General features: G+C 36.1%; 12 protein-coding genes, 1 pseudogene and 1 riboswitch. Of the genes and pseudogenes, 8 read left to right on the top strand and 5 right to left on the bottom strand.

Annotated elements, in window-relative coordinates; genetic code table 11:
* Positions 1-814: MFS transporter (locus tag D1953_RS14970; RefSeq protein WP_119117993.1), on the top strand; the 814-nt coding region annotated here is incomplete at its 5' end.
* 270 nt (positions 815-1,084) lie between these two features.
* On the opposite strand, the pseudogene D1953_RS22210 reads toward D1953_RS14970, so the two are convergent.
* From D1953_RS22210 to D1953_RS14960, 3 genes and pseudogenes are all read right to left on the bottom strand, one after another.
* Positions 1,085-1,184: pseudogene (locus tag D1953_RS22210) on the bottom strand (IS6 family transposase); the annotation flags it as partial.
* Between the two features lie 272 nt (positions 1,185-1,456).
* Positions 1,457-2,653: an MFS transporter gene (locus tag D1953_RS14965; RefSeq protein WP_119117992.1), complete on the bottom strand. Its 1,197-nt coding sequence runs from the start codon at positions 2,651-2,653 to the stop codon at positions 1,457-1,459.
* A gap of 75 nt (positions 2,654-2,728) precedes the next feature.
* Positions 2,729-2,827, bottom strand: a riboswitch (purine riboswitch).
* A gap of 140 nt (positions 2,828-2,967) precedes the next feature.
* On the bottom strand, positions 2,968-4,656 hold the full coding sequence (locus D1953_RS14960) for a sigma 54-interacting transcriptional regulator (RefSeq protein ID WP_119117991.1): 1,689 nt from the start codon (positions 4,654-4,656) through the stop codon (positions 2,968-2,970).
* Between the two features lie 236 nt (positions 4,657-4,892).
* Here D1953_RS14960 and D1953_RS14955 point away from each other — a divergent pair, with 236 nt between their 5' ends.
* The 4 genes from D1953_RS14955 (at position 4,893) to D1953_RS14940 (ending at position 11,875) form a co-directional block, all read left to right on the top strand.
* Positions 4,893-6,320, top strand: a complete 1,428-nt coding sequence (locus D1953_RS14955; protein WP_182480624.1) for an aldehyde dehydrogenase family protein — start codon at positions 4,893-4,895, stop codon at positions 6,318-6,320.
* A gap of 14 nt (positions 6,321-6,334) precedes the next feature.
* Positions 6,335-7,183: an AhlS family quorum-quenching N-acyl homoserine lactonase gene (gene ahlS, locus D1953_RS14950; protein WP_119117989.1), complete on the top strand. Its 849-nt coding sequence runs from the start codon at positions 6,335-6,337 to the stop codon at positions 7,181-7,183.
* Between the two features lie 19 nt (positions 7,184-7,202).
* Entirely contained in the window at positions 7,203-8,384 is a 1,182-nt protein-coding gene (locus D1953_RS14945) for an iron-containing alcohol dehydrogenase (RefSeq protein ID WP_119117988.1), read from the top strand.
* Positions 8,385-8,782: 398 nt separating this feature from the next.
* On the top strand, positions 8,783-11,875 hold the full coding sequence (locus tag D1953_RS14940) for an EAL domain-containing protein (protein ID WP_182480623.1): 3,093 nt from the start codon (positions 8,783-8,785) through the stop codon (positions 11,873-11,875).
* 329 nt (positions 11,876-12,204) lie between these two features.
* On the opposite strand, the gene D1953_RS22000 is transcribed toward D1953_RS14940, so the two are convergent.
* Entirely contained in the window at positions 12,205-12,333 is a 129-nt protein-coding gene (locus D1953_RS22000; protein WP_281271566.1) for a hypothetical protein, read from the bottom strand.
* A 370-nt stretch (positions 12,334-12,703) separates the two neighbouring features.
* Positions 12,704-13,558, bottom strand: coding sequence for a LysR family transcriptional regulator (locus D1953_RS14935; protein ID WP_119117986.1), 855 nt, complete (start codon positions 13,556-13,558; stop codon positions 12,704-12,706).
* A gap of 197 nt (positions 13,559-13,755) precedes the next feature.
* Between D1953_RS14935 and D1953_RS14930 the strand changes: the two genes are divergently transcribed.
* From D1953_RS14930 to D1953_RS14920, 3 genes are all read left to right on the top strand, one after another.
* Positions 13,756-14,403 carry a DsbA family oxidoreductase gene (locus D1953_RS14930; protein WP_119117985.1) on the top strand — a complete coding sequence of 216 codons (648 nt, stop codon included), beginning with the start codon at positions 13,756-13,758 and terminating at the stop codon, positions 14,401-14,403.
* Between the two features lie 58 nt (positions 14,404-14,461).
* Complete coding sequence (locus D1953_RS14925) at positions 14,462-15,601, top strand: NADH:flavin oxidoreductase (protein ID WP_119117984.1); 1,140 nt, start codon at positions 14,462-14,464, stop codon at positions 15,599-15,601.
* A gap of 1,547 nt (positions 15,602-17,148) precedes the next feature.
* Positions 17,149-17,460 (top strand): hypothetical protein, encoded by a 312-nt coding sequence (locus tag D1953_RS14920; RefSeq protein WP_119117983.1) that lies wholly within the window; start codon positions 17,149-17,151, stop codon positions 17,458-17,460.
* Positions 17,461-17,536 lie beyond the last annotated feature (76 nt).

Here is a 17,536-nt window from a genome sequence, read left to right as displayed (position 1 = left end):
AGCTGCTAACCTTATGCAATCTGTAGGTATTTCAACTACGTATTATATTTTAGGTGCAGGCTATTTCGTACTAATGTTTCTAGGTGCTTCTTATATCACACCGCCTCCAGCTAATTATATGCCAGAGGGAATGAAACAAGCTATTGACACTGGTAAAAAAGAAGTAAAGAAAGATTTACGACAATTAACGGCAAAAGAAGCAGTGAAAACAAAGCATTTCTGGATGCTGTGGACAATGAAACTTATTAATACGAGTGCGGGAATTATGATGATTTCTGTTGCTTCTCCGATGGCTCAAGACGTGGTGGGGTTATCAGTTGCTGGAGCAGCTACTTTAGTGGGAATTATGGGAATCTTTAATGGCGGCGGTAGACTTGGTTGGGCCGCAGCTTCTGACTATCTTGGTCGCCATAATGTTTTTATAATTTTCTTTGTCATTCAATTAGTAGCGTTCATTGCACTTCCGGTTACAACAAATACCTTATTGTTCCAAGCACTTATTTTGTTGGTTGTTAGTTGTTATGGTGGAGGATTCTCCAATCTTCCTGCATTTGCTGGGGATTTATTCGGGACAAAAGAAGTTGGTGCGATTCATGGTTATCTTTTAACAACTTGGTCTCTTGGTGGGGTTTGTGGACCAATGTTGGTAACCGCAATTAATGGAGCTACTGGCAGTTACATTCCTGTATTTTATGTATTCTTTGGATTAATAGCTCTTACTTTCATCATTTCAGTCTGGCTACGCGCTGATGTCAAAAAAATGCAAAGAGCAGAACAACAAGGTCAAAATGAAGCATTAAGAAATATTTTATAACGTCTCGATTAGCTTTTTTGATAAATTTATTGTTCCCTTTGGGGGAAGCGAACCTTTTTTGGTTCTGGTGCAAAAACTTCAAAACAATGGCAATTAATCTCTAAATCTTGGACATACTGATATTATCAATCTAGAAAAGGGATGGTATTCAGTATAGAAAAGCAAAATTTATTCAAGTGGAAACATTATCAACCCGATATTATTCTTGGTTCTGGTGCAAATACTTGAAGAAAATATAAAAAAGCGAAAGATTTCTAGTGACCCCTGATCTTAAGCAACTAGTCCAAACAGTTGATCGATGAATTCTTTTTGATTTTGGACAGACTTCTCCCTTTGGAGAGTCTGTCCTTTTTTTGATCATGTGCAAAACCGTATCATAAGTAAGTGAGGTTTTGGACTAGATATATCACCAATTCAATAATAATCTAGAATGGTGCTATTTTTGAATAGCCATTTAAAAAATAGCCTTATAAGTCTGAACTAAATTTGAGAGTCCAGTTTGTGAATTCACATTGTTCCTCCCAAGACGGAACCTGTTAACGTAATATCCTAGTGTTTTAGTTTTGATAATAAAAAACTACTTTAATCTAAATCCAACAAGGACAAGTCCAGTTACCTTATAAAGTATTCTATAAATTTAAGCTAATCATATATTTGATTTTGTACAGCCGAAGCCACAAATGTATTCTCTCTCACTTTCGTTCTTCTTGTTAAAGAAAAGACTGCGCATAGTAAGGAGATGATGACAAGGGCGCCACCAAACCAAGCTGCATTGGAAACAGTTCCGGTTTGACTTAGCACGATGCCACCAAATGCTGACCCAAGAGAAATACCTATTTGTAATGCTGAATTATTAAAGCTTTGCTGAATGTCAGATGTAGCAGGATCTGTTTGAATCAAGTAGCTTTGTTGTGGTGGAGATAGACTCCAACTTAATGCTGCCCAAACCATCATGATCGGTATGAATACAATAAGTGAAAAAGTAGTTAATGGTAATAAGAATAGCACAATGGCAAATAAAATGATTACAACAATAATGCTTTTATGTGCTCCAATCGAATCTGAAAGAATTCCCCCGAATGCACCACCACTTACCGCTGCAATCCCAAATAATAGATAACAAAGACTGATCCAATTGGAATTCAGATGAAGTTCCGTTTCTAAAAATGGAGTGAAGTACGCATAAAGCGTATAATGTCCTGCTAGCATAAACATGGTTGCCAGATGTGCACTACCTATTTTTAAGCTACCCACTGCCTTTAATTGTTGTGAAAGTGGAATCGTGTTTTCCCCAGGAACTCGCTCCAAAAAGATTGAAATAAGTACAAAGGAACCTATAGATAAAATAGCAATCCCGAGGAAAATAACGCGCCAGCCAAGGTTATCGGAAATTAGAATTCCCAGTGGCACGCCCATGACAAGTGACGAACTAATGCCCATATAAATGAGACCCAGAGCCTTTGCTCGGTGTGCTGGTGAAACAATTTTTGCAGCTATGGTTAAGGACAGTACAACGATAAGTGCTGTACTCATTGCGGTCAAAATCCTTGCAATCATCATAAAGGTAAAATTCGGACTGAAATATGTCATTATATTTCCGATGAAGAAAATAAACAAGGAAGTGAGATATAACTTTTTTCGCTCCATTTTGCTAGTTATGACTAGTAATACAGGACCGGAAACAGCATAAATAAGTGCGAAAACAGTGATTAGTTGTCCAGCAGAGCTTAATGAGATGTTTAAATTGTTTGCAATAGTTGGAAGTATTCCACCAATGATTAATTCAACCAGTCCAACTGCAACAGTTGATAATGCTAGTATAAAAACTTTTAAATTCATATTCTGCTTTACGTCCTTTCTAATGAAAAAATAATAAAGATGCCTTTAGAAAATAAAAAAATCCTGATTACAGAAAATGAATTATCCATTTTCTGTAATCAGGATTTTAAGGTTCCTGGTAGAGACCCTCAAGCCATATTCTGAGGTTATACAGATAATATTAATTTGTTCAGTATACTAGCTTTCATCTGATTTTTCAAGTGTTGAATTTTTAGCAGTGATACTACTATTTGGCACATATTTAACTTAACAAATATTCAATTTTTCAAAGCTGTTTTTATTTAACAAAAGTGGCAGAAGTGTTGTTCAAAATATTATATATTATTCCACCTTTTAATTTTTTTCACTAGAGTCGAGTGATCGACTCCTAAATATTCAGCCGCCTTTCTAATCGACGGTTTTTTCTGAAGTGCGTCGATAATTATTCTTTTTTCAAACTGTTCCATTCTTTGTTTTAACGTATGAGCTGATTCTATATAACTATGAATACTAAAATGTAGGGGAAGATCAACAGGCTCAATCGTAAGCGATGGGACTGAAACAATCATGCTCTCAATTAGATTTCGTAATTCTCTCACATTTCCTGGCCAATGATAGCTTTGTAAAATATGTTTTGTTTCGGGTGAGATATGCTTTTCGACATTAAATAATTTACAAAAATAAGCGAAAAAGTGATCCAGTAAACTCTCAATGTCTTCTGGACGCTGACTTAATGGAGGTATCGATAATTCAATAACTTTCAGTCGATAATATAAATCTTCACGAAATTCGCCTTTTTCGATTAATTCTTTCAAATTTTTATTAGTCGCTGAAATAATTCTAATGTCTAATTGCTTTGTTTTAGTGCCACCTAGTCTTTGAATTTGTTTCTCTTGCAGGACACGAAGTAATTTGACCTGCAAGGACAATGGCAGTTCTCCAACTTCATCCAGTAGGACTGTTCCTTTGTCTGCAAGTTCAAGGAGGCCAACTTTTCCTTCCTGCCTTGCCCCGGTAAACGCTCCTTTTTCATAGCCGAATAGTTCAGATTCTAATAGTTGTTCGGGGATAGCCCCGCAATTCACTTTAATAAACGGCATATCTTTTCGATCACTCAATTGGTGAACTAAATTGGCAATAACCTCTTTTCCGGATCCTGAAGGGCCAGATAGTAAAACACTTGTTGGGAACGAAGCAATTTGTTTTACCTTCTCGATAATTTCCTTCATTTGAGTACTTTGAAAGATTACTTTTTCATCCGTTCCGTCGGTGGAAAATGTGTATCGATTTTGGCTCATTTCTGAAAAACTTTTTGCCTTTTTTAACTCATTTGTGAGGTCATTTAACTGAGTAATATCTCTAACACTTGTGACGACCATTTGAATGTCGCCAACTTCATCGAAAACGGGATTTCCGGTTACTATGACATCTTTTTGTTGACCAATTCTTTGAAGAATAGAAATACGCTTTTTTTCTTGTAAGACAAGGAGAGAAACGGATTGATCAAAATACCCTTTTTTCATTAAATCGCTCATATGATGACCGATGAGTTCTTCTCTTTTGAACCCTGACATTTCCTCGTAGGTTGAATTGACAGTGAGTGTAATGCCTTCTTTATTAACGACATAAATACCATCTGTGGAAAATTCGATGATGTTCTCCATTTGTAAAAATAGAGAACGATAATGTTCCATTTGAGAAATATCTTGAATAACACTAACAGCGCCAATCACCTTGTCATCCTGATATAAGAGGGTTTGGTTAACCATGCATTGTAACCCTGCAATTGTCATCTTCACTCCAATTGTACTTTCACCACTATCAAGAACATGAGGAATTTGTGAATTAGGAATAAACTCTCGGATATCTGTGCCGAGATAGTCTCGATGTTCAAGTTTTAATAATTTCTGTATTGAGTTATTCATGAATAGAACTTTTTTATTAGAGTCCACTACAATGACTCCATTTGACATGGAATAGAAAACACTCTCTAAAATTTCTTTGTTCACAGTTAGTGATTTCATGAGAACACCAGCCTTCTACAAGATATGGTGAATATAATCACCGATTGGTGATTATATTCACCACCTTTAACAGTCTATTTCATCAACAATCGAATCTATTGTGGTGAATTTTATCACCATTTGTAGATTTCAACAATAGAAAAATATCTAGAAAATAAGGGTTTTGAATGTTGGCACGGTTCTTGCATGTAATAATTATTGTGTTAATAAAAATAAAAAGGAGAGGGAATGTGAAAATGGAGACAAAAGGTTTATTTATTAATGGTCATTTTGAAACAAAAGAAAGAACCTATGCACTTCATTCTCCCTATAGTGGAGATGTTGTAGCTAACATCAGTATGGCAGATGAAGCAGATGTAAAAAAGGCCATTGAAGGGGCACAGGCAGTCTATAAAACGATGAAAGAGATGCCTGCCTATAAGCGCTCAGAGATTTTGTTTAAAGTTGCCCAAATCTTTCAAGAAAGAAGGGAGGAGTTATCCCGCATTTTGGCACTTGAAGCTAGCAAACCAATTCGAACAGCACGAGGAGAAATAGATCGTACCATTGCTACCTACCAATTTGCAGCAGAAGAGGCGAAACGAATTTACGGGGAGACCCTTCCAATGGATGCGGCACCTGGTGGTGAAAATCGACTAGGGCTTACATGGAGAGAACCATTAGGTGTAGTAGTGGCAATTAGCCCATTTAATTTTCCGTTTAATCTAGTCGCTCATAAATTAGGACCAGCCTTCGCCGCTGGGAACACGGTTGTATTAAAGCCGGCGGAACAAACGCCTTTAAGTGCATATTTAACCGCTGAAATCTTCCAGCAAGCCGGACTTCCAGACGGTGCTCTTCAAGTGGTTACAGGAAGTGGAAGAGAACTCAGTGACGCTCTTATTACAGATGAGAGAGTCAAAAAAGTGACGTTCACAGGAAGTGCTGGGGTAGGCAAGCTGATTAAAGAAAAGGCTGGTTTGCGGAAAGTAACGTTAGAGCTAGGTTCCAATTCTGGATTAATTGTTGAACCAGATGTTCCTTTGGAAAAAATTATTCCTCGATGCGTAGAAGGAGCATTTGCTTTTGCAGGTCAGGTTTGTATTTCACTGCAAAGAATTTATGTTCATGAATCCATTTATGAAGGATTTAGTAAGCGTTTTATTGAACAAGCCAAACAATTAACAGTCGGTGATCCGCTAGAAGAAACAACTGATATTAGCGCAATGATTAATTGTAAAGAAGTGGAGCGAATCGAGTCATGGGTTGAGGAAGCAGTTGAGCAAGGCGCTAAAGTTGGCTTGGGTGGTAAACGTGAGGGTTCCGTCTTCACACCAACGGTTTTACTGAATGTCACAAATGATATGGCGGTTTCTTGCCAAGAAACATTTGCACCAGTTGTTTCGATCGTTCCATATAGTGAGTTAGATGAAGCAATAAATATGGTCAATGACTCGGTATATGGATTGAATGTGGCGATCTATACCCAAAATATCATGAATGCATTGAATGCAGCCAAAAAGCTAGAGTCCGGTGGCGTCATCATTAATGATATACCAACATTTAGACTTGATCATATGCCTTATGGTGGTGTAAAAGAAAGTGGTTACGGACGTGAAGGGATTAAATATGCAGTAGAAGAAATGACAGAATTAAAATTCGTTACGATAAAAACATCGTTTTAAGGAGGAGTAACAATATGGCAAATATTATTAAACCTAACCCGAAACTTTATGTAATGGATAACGGTCGTATGAGCATGGATAAAAATTGGATGATTGCGATGCATAATCCTGCGACAATGGACAACCCGAATGCACAAACTGAATTTGTCGAGTTTCCTGTCTATACTGTTCTGATTGACCATCCAGCAGGTAAAATCCTTTTTGATACTGCTTGTAATCCTAACTCTATGGGACCAGAAGGCCGGTGGGGAAAAGCAACTCAACAAATGTTTCCAATCAATATGAGCGAGGAATGCTATCTTCATAATCGCTTAGAGGAGTTAAATGTAAGACCGGAAGATATTAAATACGTAGTAGCCTCCCACCTTCACCTTGACCATGCTGGATGCTTGGAGTTATTTACGAATGCAACGATTATTGTTCATGAAGATGAGCTAAACGGTGCGCTTCAAACGTATGCCCGCAACCAAAAAGAAGGTGCGTATATCTGGGGAGATATTGATGCGTGGATAAAAAATAACCTTCAATGGAAAACAGTAAAGCGTAGTGAAGACAATCTTGAATTAGCAGAAGGAATTAATATCCTGAATTTCGGAAGTGGACATGCCTGGGGAATGCTTGGTCTTCAGATCAATATGCCAGAAACGGGTGGGATTATTCTCGCTTCAGATGCTATCTATACAGCTGAAAGCTTCGGGCCGCCGATTCAGCCACCTGGTATTATTTATGATTCTCTTGGTTATGCCAATGCAGTTGAAAAAATACGCAGAATAGCCAATCAAACGAACTCCCAAGTCTGGTTTGGGCATGATGCTAATCAATTTAAAACATTCCGTAAATCCAATGAAGGATATTACGAGTAAGATAGAGGGGGAAAAATCAATGAGTGTTGCAAAGTTAGTTTTCAATTCGTTAACTTATACAGGATGGGGAGCCCTGAAGGAATTGTTACCTGAAGTTGAGAAATATTCACCAAAGAAGATTCTAGTCGTAACAGATCCAATGCTAGCAAAGATTGGGCTAGCGGAGCGTATAACAGCTCCACTTGAAAAGCAAGGCTATTCAGTTACTTTATATACAGATGTCGTTCCTGAACCACCTTTAGAAACAGGGGAGAAGCTTGTTTCCTTTACTCGTGAAGGTCAGTTTGAAATGGTTATCGGTGTCGGTGGAGGAAGTGCACTCGATTTAGCGAAATTAGCAGCAGTTTTGGCTGTGCATGAAGGCTCTGCAGCTGATTACTTAAACTTAACTGGTACGAAAAGTGTAGAGAAGAAGGGATTACCTAAAATCCTCATTCCTACTACGTCTGGAACCGGTTCAGAAGTGACGAATATCTCTGTTTTGTCCTTAGAGACAACAAAGGATGTTGTTACACACGATTATCTGCTTGCAGATGTTGCGATTGTTGATCCAGAACTGACGGTATCTGTTCCGGCAAAAGTAACAGCAGCAACGGGAATTGATGCACTAACTCATGCCGTAGAAGCCTATATTTCAGTAAATGCAAGCCCGGCGACTGACGGCTTGGCCCTTCAAGCGATTCGCTTAATTGGACGATCACTTCGCAAGGCAGTAGAGGACGGAAGTGACAAGCAAGCGCGTATTGATATGAGTAATGGAAGTTATTTAGCAGGCCTTGCATTCTTTAATGCTGGAGTAGCTGGTGTTCATGCATTAGCGTATCCATTAGGAGGACAATTTCATATCTCTCACGGTGAATCGAACGCGGTCCTTTTGCCATATGTAATGGGCTATATTCGCAAAAGCTGCACAAAGCGGATGGCAGATATTTTGAATGCCTTAGGTGGGAATTCAACCTACTTATCTGAAGAGGAAGCCTCATGCAAATGCGTAGAAGAACTCGAGAGACTTGTGAAAGATGTTGGTATTCCGTCTACTTTAGCAGGCTTCGATGTACCGGAATCAGCTGTAGAGAGTTTAACGCAAGATGGAGTGAAGCAAAAAAGAATCTTGGCTAGAAGCCCTCTACCTTTACTAGAAGGCGATATTAGAAAAATCTATCAATCTGCTTTTGATGGGACTGTCGTAGAGCCTAATTAAATGATGATATAATAAAACAAAAATCAGCGTTCGGATAATAAATCCGATTTGAAAAGAAACCAAAATAACAACACTTAGCTACAGCTTGAGTGTTGTTATTTTGGTTTCTAGGAGTAAAAAAGTACCTGCTTAAACAAGTTCCAAAAATATGTTTATGGTGCAAAAATTACATCTATTTGAAAGAGGCATATAAATCCCTAATGGTTATTGCAAGTATTAAGTATACTGCTGATAGAAGAGAAAATGGAGGTATATGCTGATTTGTTAACCAATTAATAGGAGTATAGCTTATAAAGAAACTGAAAATTTCGTTCTTTGGTAATTTTACTGGAACTTAATTGTAACTATATTATGCTGAGGACTAATAATCGATACCCTAATTGAAAGGAGATAAGATTTTGAGTAAGACAAGCAATACTGAGATTATTTTGGAAAGAATTTCTGATGCGTTTTATTCGTTAGATAAAGATTTAAAATTTGAATATATAAATAATGTAACCGAAAGTCTCTTACAAATTAACCGTGGAAAAGCGATTGGACAATATATATATAAAGTATTACCACACAGTGATATACAGAAATTTGTAAAAAGATACAAAAGGGCGTTATTAAAACAAATCACGGTAGAATTTCAAGAGTATTTTAACAATAGATGGTATGAGATAAGGGCTTTTCCTTCTGCTGAGGGTTTGTCCGTATTTTTTAGAGATATTACTAAACAAGAGCAAGAGTATCAAAAAATGAATTATCTAGCTAATTATGATGTTTTAACAGATTTACCCAACAGATATTTTTTTAATAATTACTTAAATGATAAGTTACAAACTCTTGAGAAGCCTATTGCAGTTGTATTTATATCTATGAACAAAATAGAAAAAGTAAATAATACGTTTGGTCATGAATCAGGTGACCAATTAATAAAACAAACTGCAGAACGTCTAAAAAGAATTGTAGAACCAATAGGGTTTATTGCGCGCTATTCTGGAGATGAGTTTCTTGTGGCTTTGGAATACCAGGATCAAAAGGAGATTTCTTCTATTATTGATAAAGTAATAGAATCAGTTTCAAATCCTTTTTTAATTAATGGCTTTGAATTAAAAACTTCACTAAGTATTGGCATAAGTCAGTCTCCAAAGGATGGAGATAGCGTAGAAATATTAATGAAATATGCAGCATTCGCAATGAATAGAGCTAAAAAATTAAGAGGAAATAACTCTAAATTCTACTCCTATAACCAAGGTGAAGGAAGTATTGACCCATTAGAGTTGGAGATGGAGCTTGGTAAAGCTATAGACCAAGATCAATTATTTCTCCATTATCAACCTAAAATAAATTTAAATACAGGGAAAATAGTAGGGGTAGAAGCTTTAATTCGTTGGGAACATCCAGAGTGGGGATTAATTCCACCTGGGACATTTATTCCAATAGCTGAAGAAACTGGATTAATAATACCTATCGGTGAATGGGCTTTGAATGTTGCTTGTAAACAAAACAAAATATGGCAAGAACGAGGATTTAAAACAGTTGTTTCTGTCAATTTGTCAGCGATTCAATTTAATCAACCTAATCTAATTGATACAATTGAAGCTGTTCTTCAAAAGACAGGACTTGAACCACATTTTTTAGAAGTTGAGATTACTGAAAGCATGACGGCTGATATTGAGAGTACAATACTAATGTTACAGCATCTAAAAAAGATTGGTGTTCGTATAAGTATTGATGATTTCGGGACTGGGTTTAGTTCTCTTAGCTATTTAAAATATTTCCCTGTAGACACCTTAAAGATTGACCAATCATTTGTTAGAAAACTTCATAACAATCCTAATGATGAAACAATCATTAAAGCTATCATTTCAATGGCTCATAATTTAAATTTGAAAGTAGTTGCAGAAGGAATTGAAACAAAGGAGCAACTTGTTTTTCTGCAGCACCATTTATGCGACGAAGGACAAGGATTTTTCTTAAGTAAGCCGTTACTAGCCAATGATTTAGAACAAAAACGTTCTAGGATTGAACAAATCGTTGAAGACAATGGGATCCCTGGGGATCTAAACCAAAAATTGTGGATGAAAGAATTTTATGAAAAAGCTAAAAAAGAGCTACAAGATACTGTTCGATTACAACAAGGTATGATTTTCAAGTTTAAAAAAATTAATGATCGATTTATTCATACACTATGCGATGGGGAATTACTCTACCGATTTGGAATGATTCCTTCTCAAATTATTGGTAAAAGTTTAGAGGAGTTTCTGCCTTATGAAAATGCTATCGAAAAAACTACCTTCTACAATAGGTCATGGGAAGGGGAAGAATTTGTTACTTATGAAGACGAGTTAAATGGAATTTGTTATTTAGCCACTTTGCGCCCATTAAAAAAGGGAGGAGAAGTAGTTGAAGTTATTGGGTCCTGTATTGATATAACTGCACGAAAAAAAGCAGAGAAAGCTTTAAAAGAGAGTGAGTTTAAATATCGCCTTATTGCTGATAGTATGACTGATATAATAATGTTATTGGACATCAATGGAAAAATATTATATTCATCACCATCCTTAGCAAATATAATCGGTTACCCGTTAAGATCATTTGTAGGTGAAAGTTCATTTGATTTAATACATCCCGAAGACAAACAAAGCGTAATAATGGGGTTTCAACAAGTAATAGACACTATAACACCAGCTAGGATGGAAGCTCATTTTTTTACAAGAAGTGGAGATTCTGTATTAATTGAAGGTGTTGGTACTCCGGTACTTGGGAAAAATGGAGAACCAGAATACTTTATTGTGGTTGGAAGAGATATTACCGAAAAAAGGATAACAGAAGAACAGCTCTCCAAAGCTGAAAAACTATCTATTATTGGTCAACTTGCAGCAGGAGTAGCACATGAGGTTAGAAACCCTCTAACGTCAATAAAAGGGTTTATCAAGCTTCTTGAGCAAGGAAGCAACAACAAAGAATATTTTGAAATCATTTCTAAAGAATTTGATCAAATTGAGGGAATTCTAAAAGAATTTTTAGCTCTTGCAAAACCACAGGAGATTCAGTTGAAAAAGGTTAATATTCAAACTATTTTTAATGACGTTACAATATTACTTAAGTCCGAAGCAAATTTGAGAAACGTAGAGATTTCTCAAGAATTTCAACCAAATCTTCCACAAGTTTTGTGCGATATGAATCAAATTAAACAAGTTTTCATTAATATTATAAAAAATAGCATTGAAGCAATTCCTAATGGAGGATTTGTGAAAATTGAGGGTTATGTAGAAGATGGAAATCTCCTAATGAAAATTATTGATAATGGAATTGGTCTAAATAAAGAACGTATTAAACGATTAGGTGAACCGTACTACAGCAATAAAGAAAAAGGCACTGGTCTGGGTTTAATGTTATGTTATAAAATTGTTCGGCAACATAATGGGAGCATAATAGTAAGAAGTAAAGAAAACCATGGTACTACGGTTGAAGTTAGGTTACCAATAAAATCATCACAATAGAAAGGTGCCTAATCGTTTTAACAATATCCTGGCAATTTCGGAGTTGGGATAGTCGAAATTAAAATGCATATGGAGTGTTAGGTAAAAGCCTATTACAAACCAATCAATTGCAGGGTCAAGTATCGTAGTATAACTAAAGCAGAAAACTCCAGATACCTTCATTTGTAAAGAGGAATAGTTTTTATAATCTTTACCTAAAGAAATTGAACAAATAGAGAAGAGCATTAAGGAATTAGAGCAATGTAAGTAATCAGCTCTCGGATGTAATTTAAAGTATGATAATAAATCTGCCAGTGCTTTGATCCAGGGAGGATTAAGGCACTTTTTTATTAAATTTCCTCAATCTCTTCATTTTCTAGAGCCATGAACATTCGCCACATTTCCTCACCATACTTTTTCTCAATAATTGCATAATCATGAGCACGAATTTTCTCAAGAATGTCTGTTAGTTCTTTCAAATAATTAGTTATTCCTACTCCTTCTATATACTCTGAAAACTAATTGAATAAGCCTTCATGACCTCCACTTTCGAGTTTAGAATAGTATTGAAAAACAGTGAATGCTTCGTTTGAAATTTTATTTTCTGTTGGGAAGTCCTATTCGATTAACACATTAATAACTGCATTCCATATATCATCACTATTTAAATCATTTTTGCGCTAGAACCCTTTCATGATATAAAAAAAGGGTGTACAAATAAACGTCTGGTTTTTATTAGAATTAATTGGTAGAACCCTAAAGGGATACACTTTATTTATTAATGATTTTTCTCTTTATCATTGAAAATCTAATAAATGATTAATTAATCCCTTATTTGCTAAGAACTCATTACACCCAATTTTTAGCATGGTTTCTTATTAAAGAAATCATACTTTTCATGGACGGAGAAAGCCATTTATCTTTATGATAAGTAAGAAATGTAGCAATTGCCGGATGTTCTGCCTCTACTTCTTCTCCTTTTAGTTTATTACTTTCTATTTCTTCCTTCACCGAAAAGTAAGGCACTATTGAAATTCCTAAACCGCTTCTAACACATTGCTTTATCGCTTCAATACTTTGAAAGTCTAAACTTTCTTTAACATCCATCTGCTTATACCTTAAATACTCATCAAACACAGATCTATAACTGCATAATCGCTCAGTATATAGAACTGTTCTAGTGTCTTCTTCTTTCTCTAGTGGGCTAATCAAAACCATTTTTTCTCTTTTCAATTTTTCACTATAGATCTCAGGAATAGACCAATCTTCTTTTTCTAATACCAATGCTAAATCGATGTCTCCATTTTGGAGTTTTGATGCAACATTATAATTTTCTATCGATTTTAGAGAAAGGTTAACTTTCGGGTAAGACTTTTTATATTCTAAAAGAATAGATGGAACACGACTGATTGTTAGCGATTCCGATATGCCAATAATAAGATCGCCTATTGGTTCTTCATCCGTGCTTAACGCCTGAGCATGCAATTCAATGATCTTAACCGCATAAGAAAGAAGTCGCTCGCCGTAATGAGTCAAAACGACTTTCTTGCCGAGTCGATCAAATAAAGGTTTTCCTACTTCCTCTTCCAATTCTTGAATATGGGTTGTAACAGAAGATTGAGCATAGCCAAGATGTTCAGCAGCCTTTTTAAATCCTCCTCTTTCTACAATTGTCTTAAGTGTTATAAGATGACGAAGCTCCATATATAACTGTCTCTCCTCTATTGTTCATTTTTATTGAACTAATTGTTCGATAATATCTATTTTGCTAAACATAGACGGTGAATTACAATAAATAGTACGCAGATACAAAAGTCTGTTTAATATGATTAGTTTCCACCTAAAAGAGTAGGGGATGTTATATATGCAACAAAGATGAACATGATATAGGAGGTAATAACATGACGGTAAAGATTAAGGTGTATTCGGATTATGTATGTCCTTTTTGTTTTTTGGCAGAACAACCTCTTGAGGAAGCCATAAAAGGAAAAAATGTAGAAGTGGAGTGGATGCCGTATGAGCTACGTCCATATCCCAATGAAACATTAAAGCCGGAAGGACATTACTTACAAAGTACATGGAAACAGTCCATTTATCCGATGGCAGAACGAATGGGGATTGACATTGTCCTTCCAAAAGTGTCTCCTCAGCCATATACTCATTTAGTCTTTGAAGGGTATCAATATGCAAAGGAAAAAGATAAAGGTAATGAATATAATGACCGTATGCTACGCGCCTTCTTTCAGGAAGAACAAGATATTGGTAACATCGATGTACTAACAAAATTAGCTGGTGAAGTAGGATTGGAAGAAAAGGAGTATCGGGAGGCTTTAACAACAAGAAGGTACAAAGATGCACATAAAAAAGCATTGAAACATGCTTATGAAGAAGCAAATATTACTGCCGTTCCGACGTTTATTATTGGTGATACCAAAATCGCTGGGGTGCGTTCTAAAGAAACTCTTGAACAAATCATTAAGGATGAATTGGATAAACAAAAGTCTCAAATATCAACAGAAGGTATGACCTGCGGCATTGACGGATGTTAATTCATTCAATGAAATGGAAATACTTATATATGCTTTTAATTTGGAAGGGGTTTAATTCATGACAAATCAAGACTTATTGTTTGAAAAAGTGACATTGGGTAGTACAACAATAGATAACCGGGTAGGAGTTGCCCCAATGACACGGACAAGTGCTACATCGGAAGGGTATGCAACCGATCAAATGGTTTCGTACTATACGTCATTTTCCCGTGGTGGATTTGGACTGATTATTACAGAAGGAATTTACCCGGATGATAAGTATAGTCAGGGGTATTTAAATCAACCAGGTATTGTTTATGATGAACAGGTACAAGCTTGGAAGAAAGTAGTGGATTCTGTTCATCAAGCTGGAGCTAAAATATTTGCGCAGCTCATGCACGCAGGAGCACTGTCACAAGGAAATCGTTTTGTGAATGAAACGATTGCTCCTTCTGCTGTTCCGCCAAAAGGTGAACAAATGGAGTTTTACGGAGGAAAAGGGGCTTTTCCAACACCAAGAGAAGCGACACAGGAAGAAATCACAGAAGTAATAAACGGATTTGTGAATGCGGCTAAACATGCCAAAGCAGCTGGATTTGATGGAGTTGAAATTCATGGGGCAAATGGCTATATACTAGACCAGTTCCTAACGGATTATACCAATCAGCGTAAGGATGAATATGGTGGTTCTACAGAAAATCGTGTGCGTTTACTGGTGGAAGTTTCGAAAGCTGTTCGGGAAGCCGTTGGACAGGACTACACCGTTGGGATCCGAATTTCACAAGGGAAAGTAAATGATTACTCACACAAGTGGCAGGGAAAAGAAAGAGATGCTGAGATTATCTTTGGTCAGCTAGGCCAAGCTGGCCTTGATTTTATCCATGTCACGGAATATGAAGCATGGCAGCCAGCATTTCCGGAAGGAGAAGGCACAACCGCAACCGATCCAGCTTTTGGAGATGGTGGAGCTTCACTTGCAAGGTTGGCGAAAAAATACAGCAACTTACCTGTTATTGCGAATGGGCACCTTGAGAATCCGGGAACAGCTACAGAAATCATTGGAAAAGGAGAGGCTGACGTGGTTACCTTAGGAAAGGGGGCGCTAGCCAACCATGACTGGGTAAACAAAGTGAAAGCCGGGGCACCTATAGCCGATTTCCAGCCGGAAAAGATACTAAGTCCGAATGCTAAGATTAAAGATTTTGAAACTCACGTATAGCTGTCGTTGTGTATTATAAAAAAACTACATGGTGCGTTAATCCCAAAAGGATTAACGCCTTTTTTTGAACTGCTTATTCAATAAAAGAGCGCTTTTCCGAAGTAACGGTAAAAGCCCAATTTCTCAATTTTAATGAGAAATTGGGCTTTTTATATTTACTTATAGTGCAAAATAATACGATATCGTTAATTGATTAAAAATCCTGTATTTTAATCTAATATGGGATTTTTATTTTACCTCTTTATTCAACTGATATGAACGAAACTGTCAAACCACCACACTAAATAGTTTTAAATGGGGTTTCATTTAGAAATGAATAGAGTTATTCCTTGTTCAACTTAGCGGCCAAATATCCTTTCGGATTTAGCTTGTCAAAGGTGCACTTTCCCTTGATAAGCCAAATCCGATTTTTTTAATGCTAATTTATCCTGTTCCAGATCTTGTTTAGATCCAAGGGAACATATACTTTTCCCCCATGAATTTCCCTGTGTATAATGAGATTTGTAAAACTTTGATCATCAAAACTTTTGTTTAATCCCTTATGTCTAGCTTTTATGTTTGTTCCTAAAATATTATCAATAAAGTCCTTATTCATACGTCGTATACCTCGCTCTTATTATTTATCATTTTCTTGTTCGTTAGAAAAAATGGAATAAGATCTATTACAACAATAATCGATTTCCAAAGCACTTATAATATCTTTATACCCTGCGGTATCCGTCATAACCTCTTTCGGTTGTAAAGCGGCCTGGTGCTCTAAAATTCCTGCTGGCTTCGTTAGTGTAACTTACAAATATACATCAAAAATGTATGGAGCTTCTTCCCTATTGCTAATAACTCGTGGGTGATTCCATCGTTTTCTTTTCTGTAATCTCAATTCCTTGTTTTAATTCTTCAATCATCAGAGAAAAATCCGTAACAATATCTTTCCAGATCTTCAGCAGTATCTTTTTTAAGCCTAATTTATTCATCAATATGTGAATTGGCTTGATTATATAATTCCTGGAATTTCTTATAATTATGTAATTTTACGTATAGTATATTCCAGTTCGATAGCTGCTGATTTAAGACGTAATATATGATTTGTCTGTTTAACTCTCCTCCTAATACTCCGGCTGTGCTGCATTAGGCATTTCCAGAAGCTATGGAACTGGTAAACCCTACCTTTAATGGCGAATTTATTATCTTAAATCCAGGACCCCCTTTTTGAAGCTCTCCAAGCTTATAGTACGATTCAGTTTCTAAATTCGTTTTATTAACGATATGACTTATCATTATATCCTTTTTTGTTTATTCCAAAGTTCCCGACTAGTAACAGTAACATCCTCTTATCACCTTCAGCTCTTAATAATCTTCCTAAAAAGAGGCAATATCTGATTCCCTAGTATTAACTACTCCCAAAACTTCACCTCATTGTATTGTCCAACTTAATGGAAGCTTTTAGCTTAGGTAATGCTTATAACCTGTAGAATAAAAATTAGAATAAAAAAATAATAAACGGAGAAAATAATTTAGAATACAAATGACGATAGAAAGGAAGATAAAAAATGAATCTAAAGTGGTTAAGACTATTAACAGCAGTTTTTCTATCTGCCATCATGTTAATGGGGTGTAATAATGTAGAAGAGGATAATAATCCACCACCTGATACAGAAGAGCCAATTGAAGATCCTAAAGATGCAAATGACCCGGATAATATAGATGAAAATGATGTGGCCCCTGATACAGAAGAGCCAATTGAAGATCCTAAAGATGCAAATGACCCGGATAATATAGATGAAAATGATGTGGTCCCTGATACAGAAGAGCCAATTGAAGATCCTAAAGATGTAAACGACGCAGATGATATAGATGAATAATGATTTTAAAAAGGTATAGGGTGATAAACTGTCGTTAAAAATTATCTTGTAGGAGAAGATGGCAAAAGTGGGAAAT

The organism is Peribacillus asahii, assembly GCF_003570725.1.
Classification (GTDB): Bacteria; Bacillota; Bacilli; order Bacillales; family DSM-1321; genus Peribacillus; species Peribacillus asahii.
The sequence above is the reverse complement of the archived record's forward strand: the minus strand, read 5'-3'. Positions and strand labels throughout refer to the sequence as shown.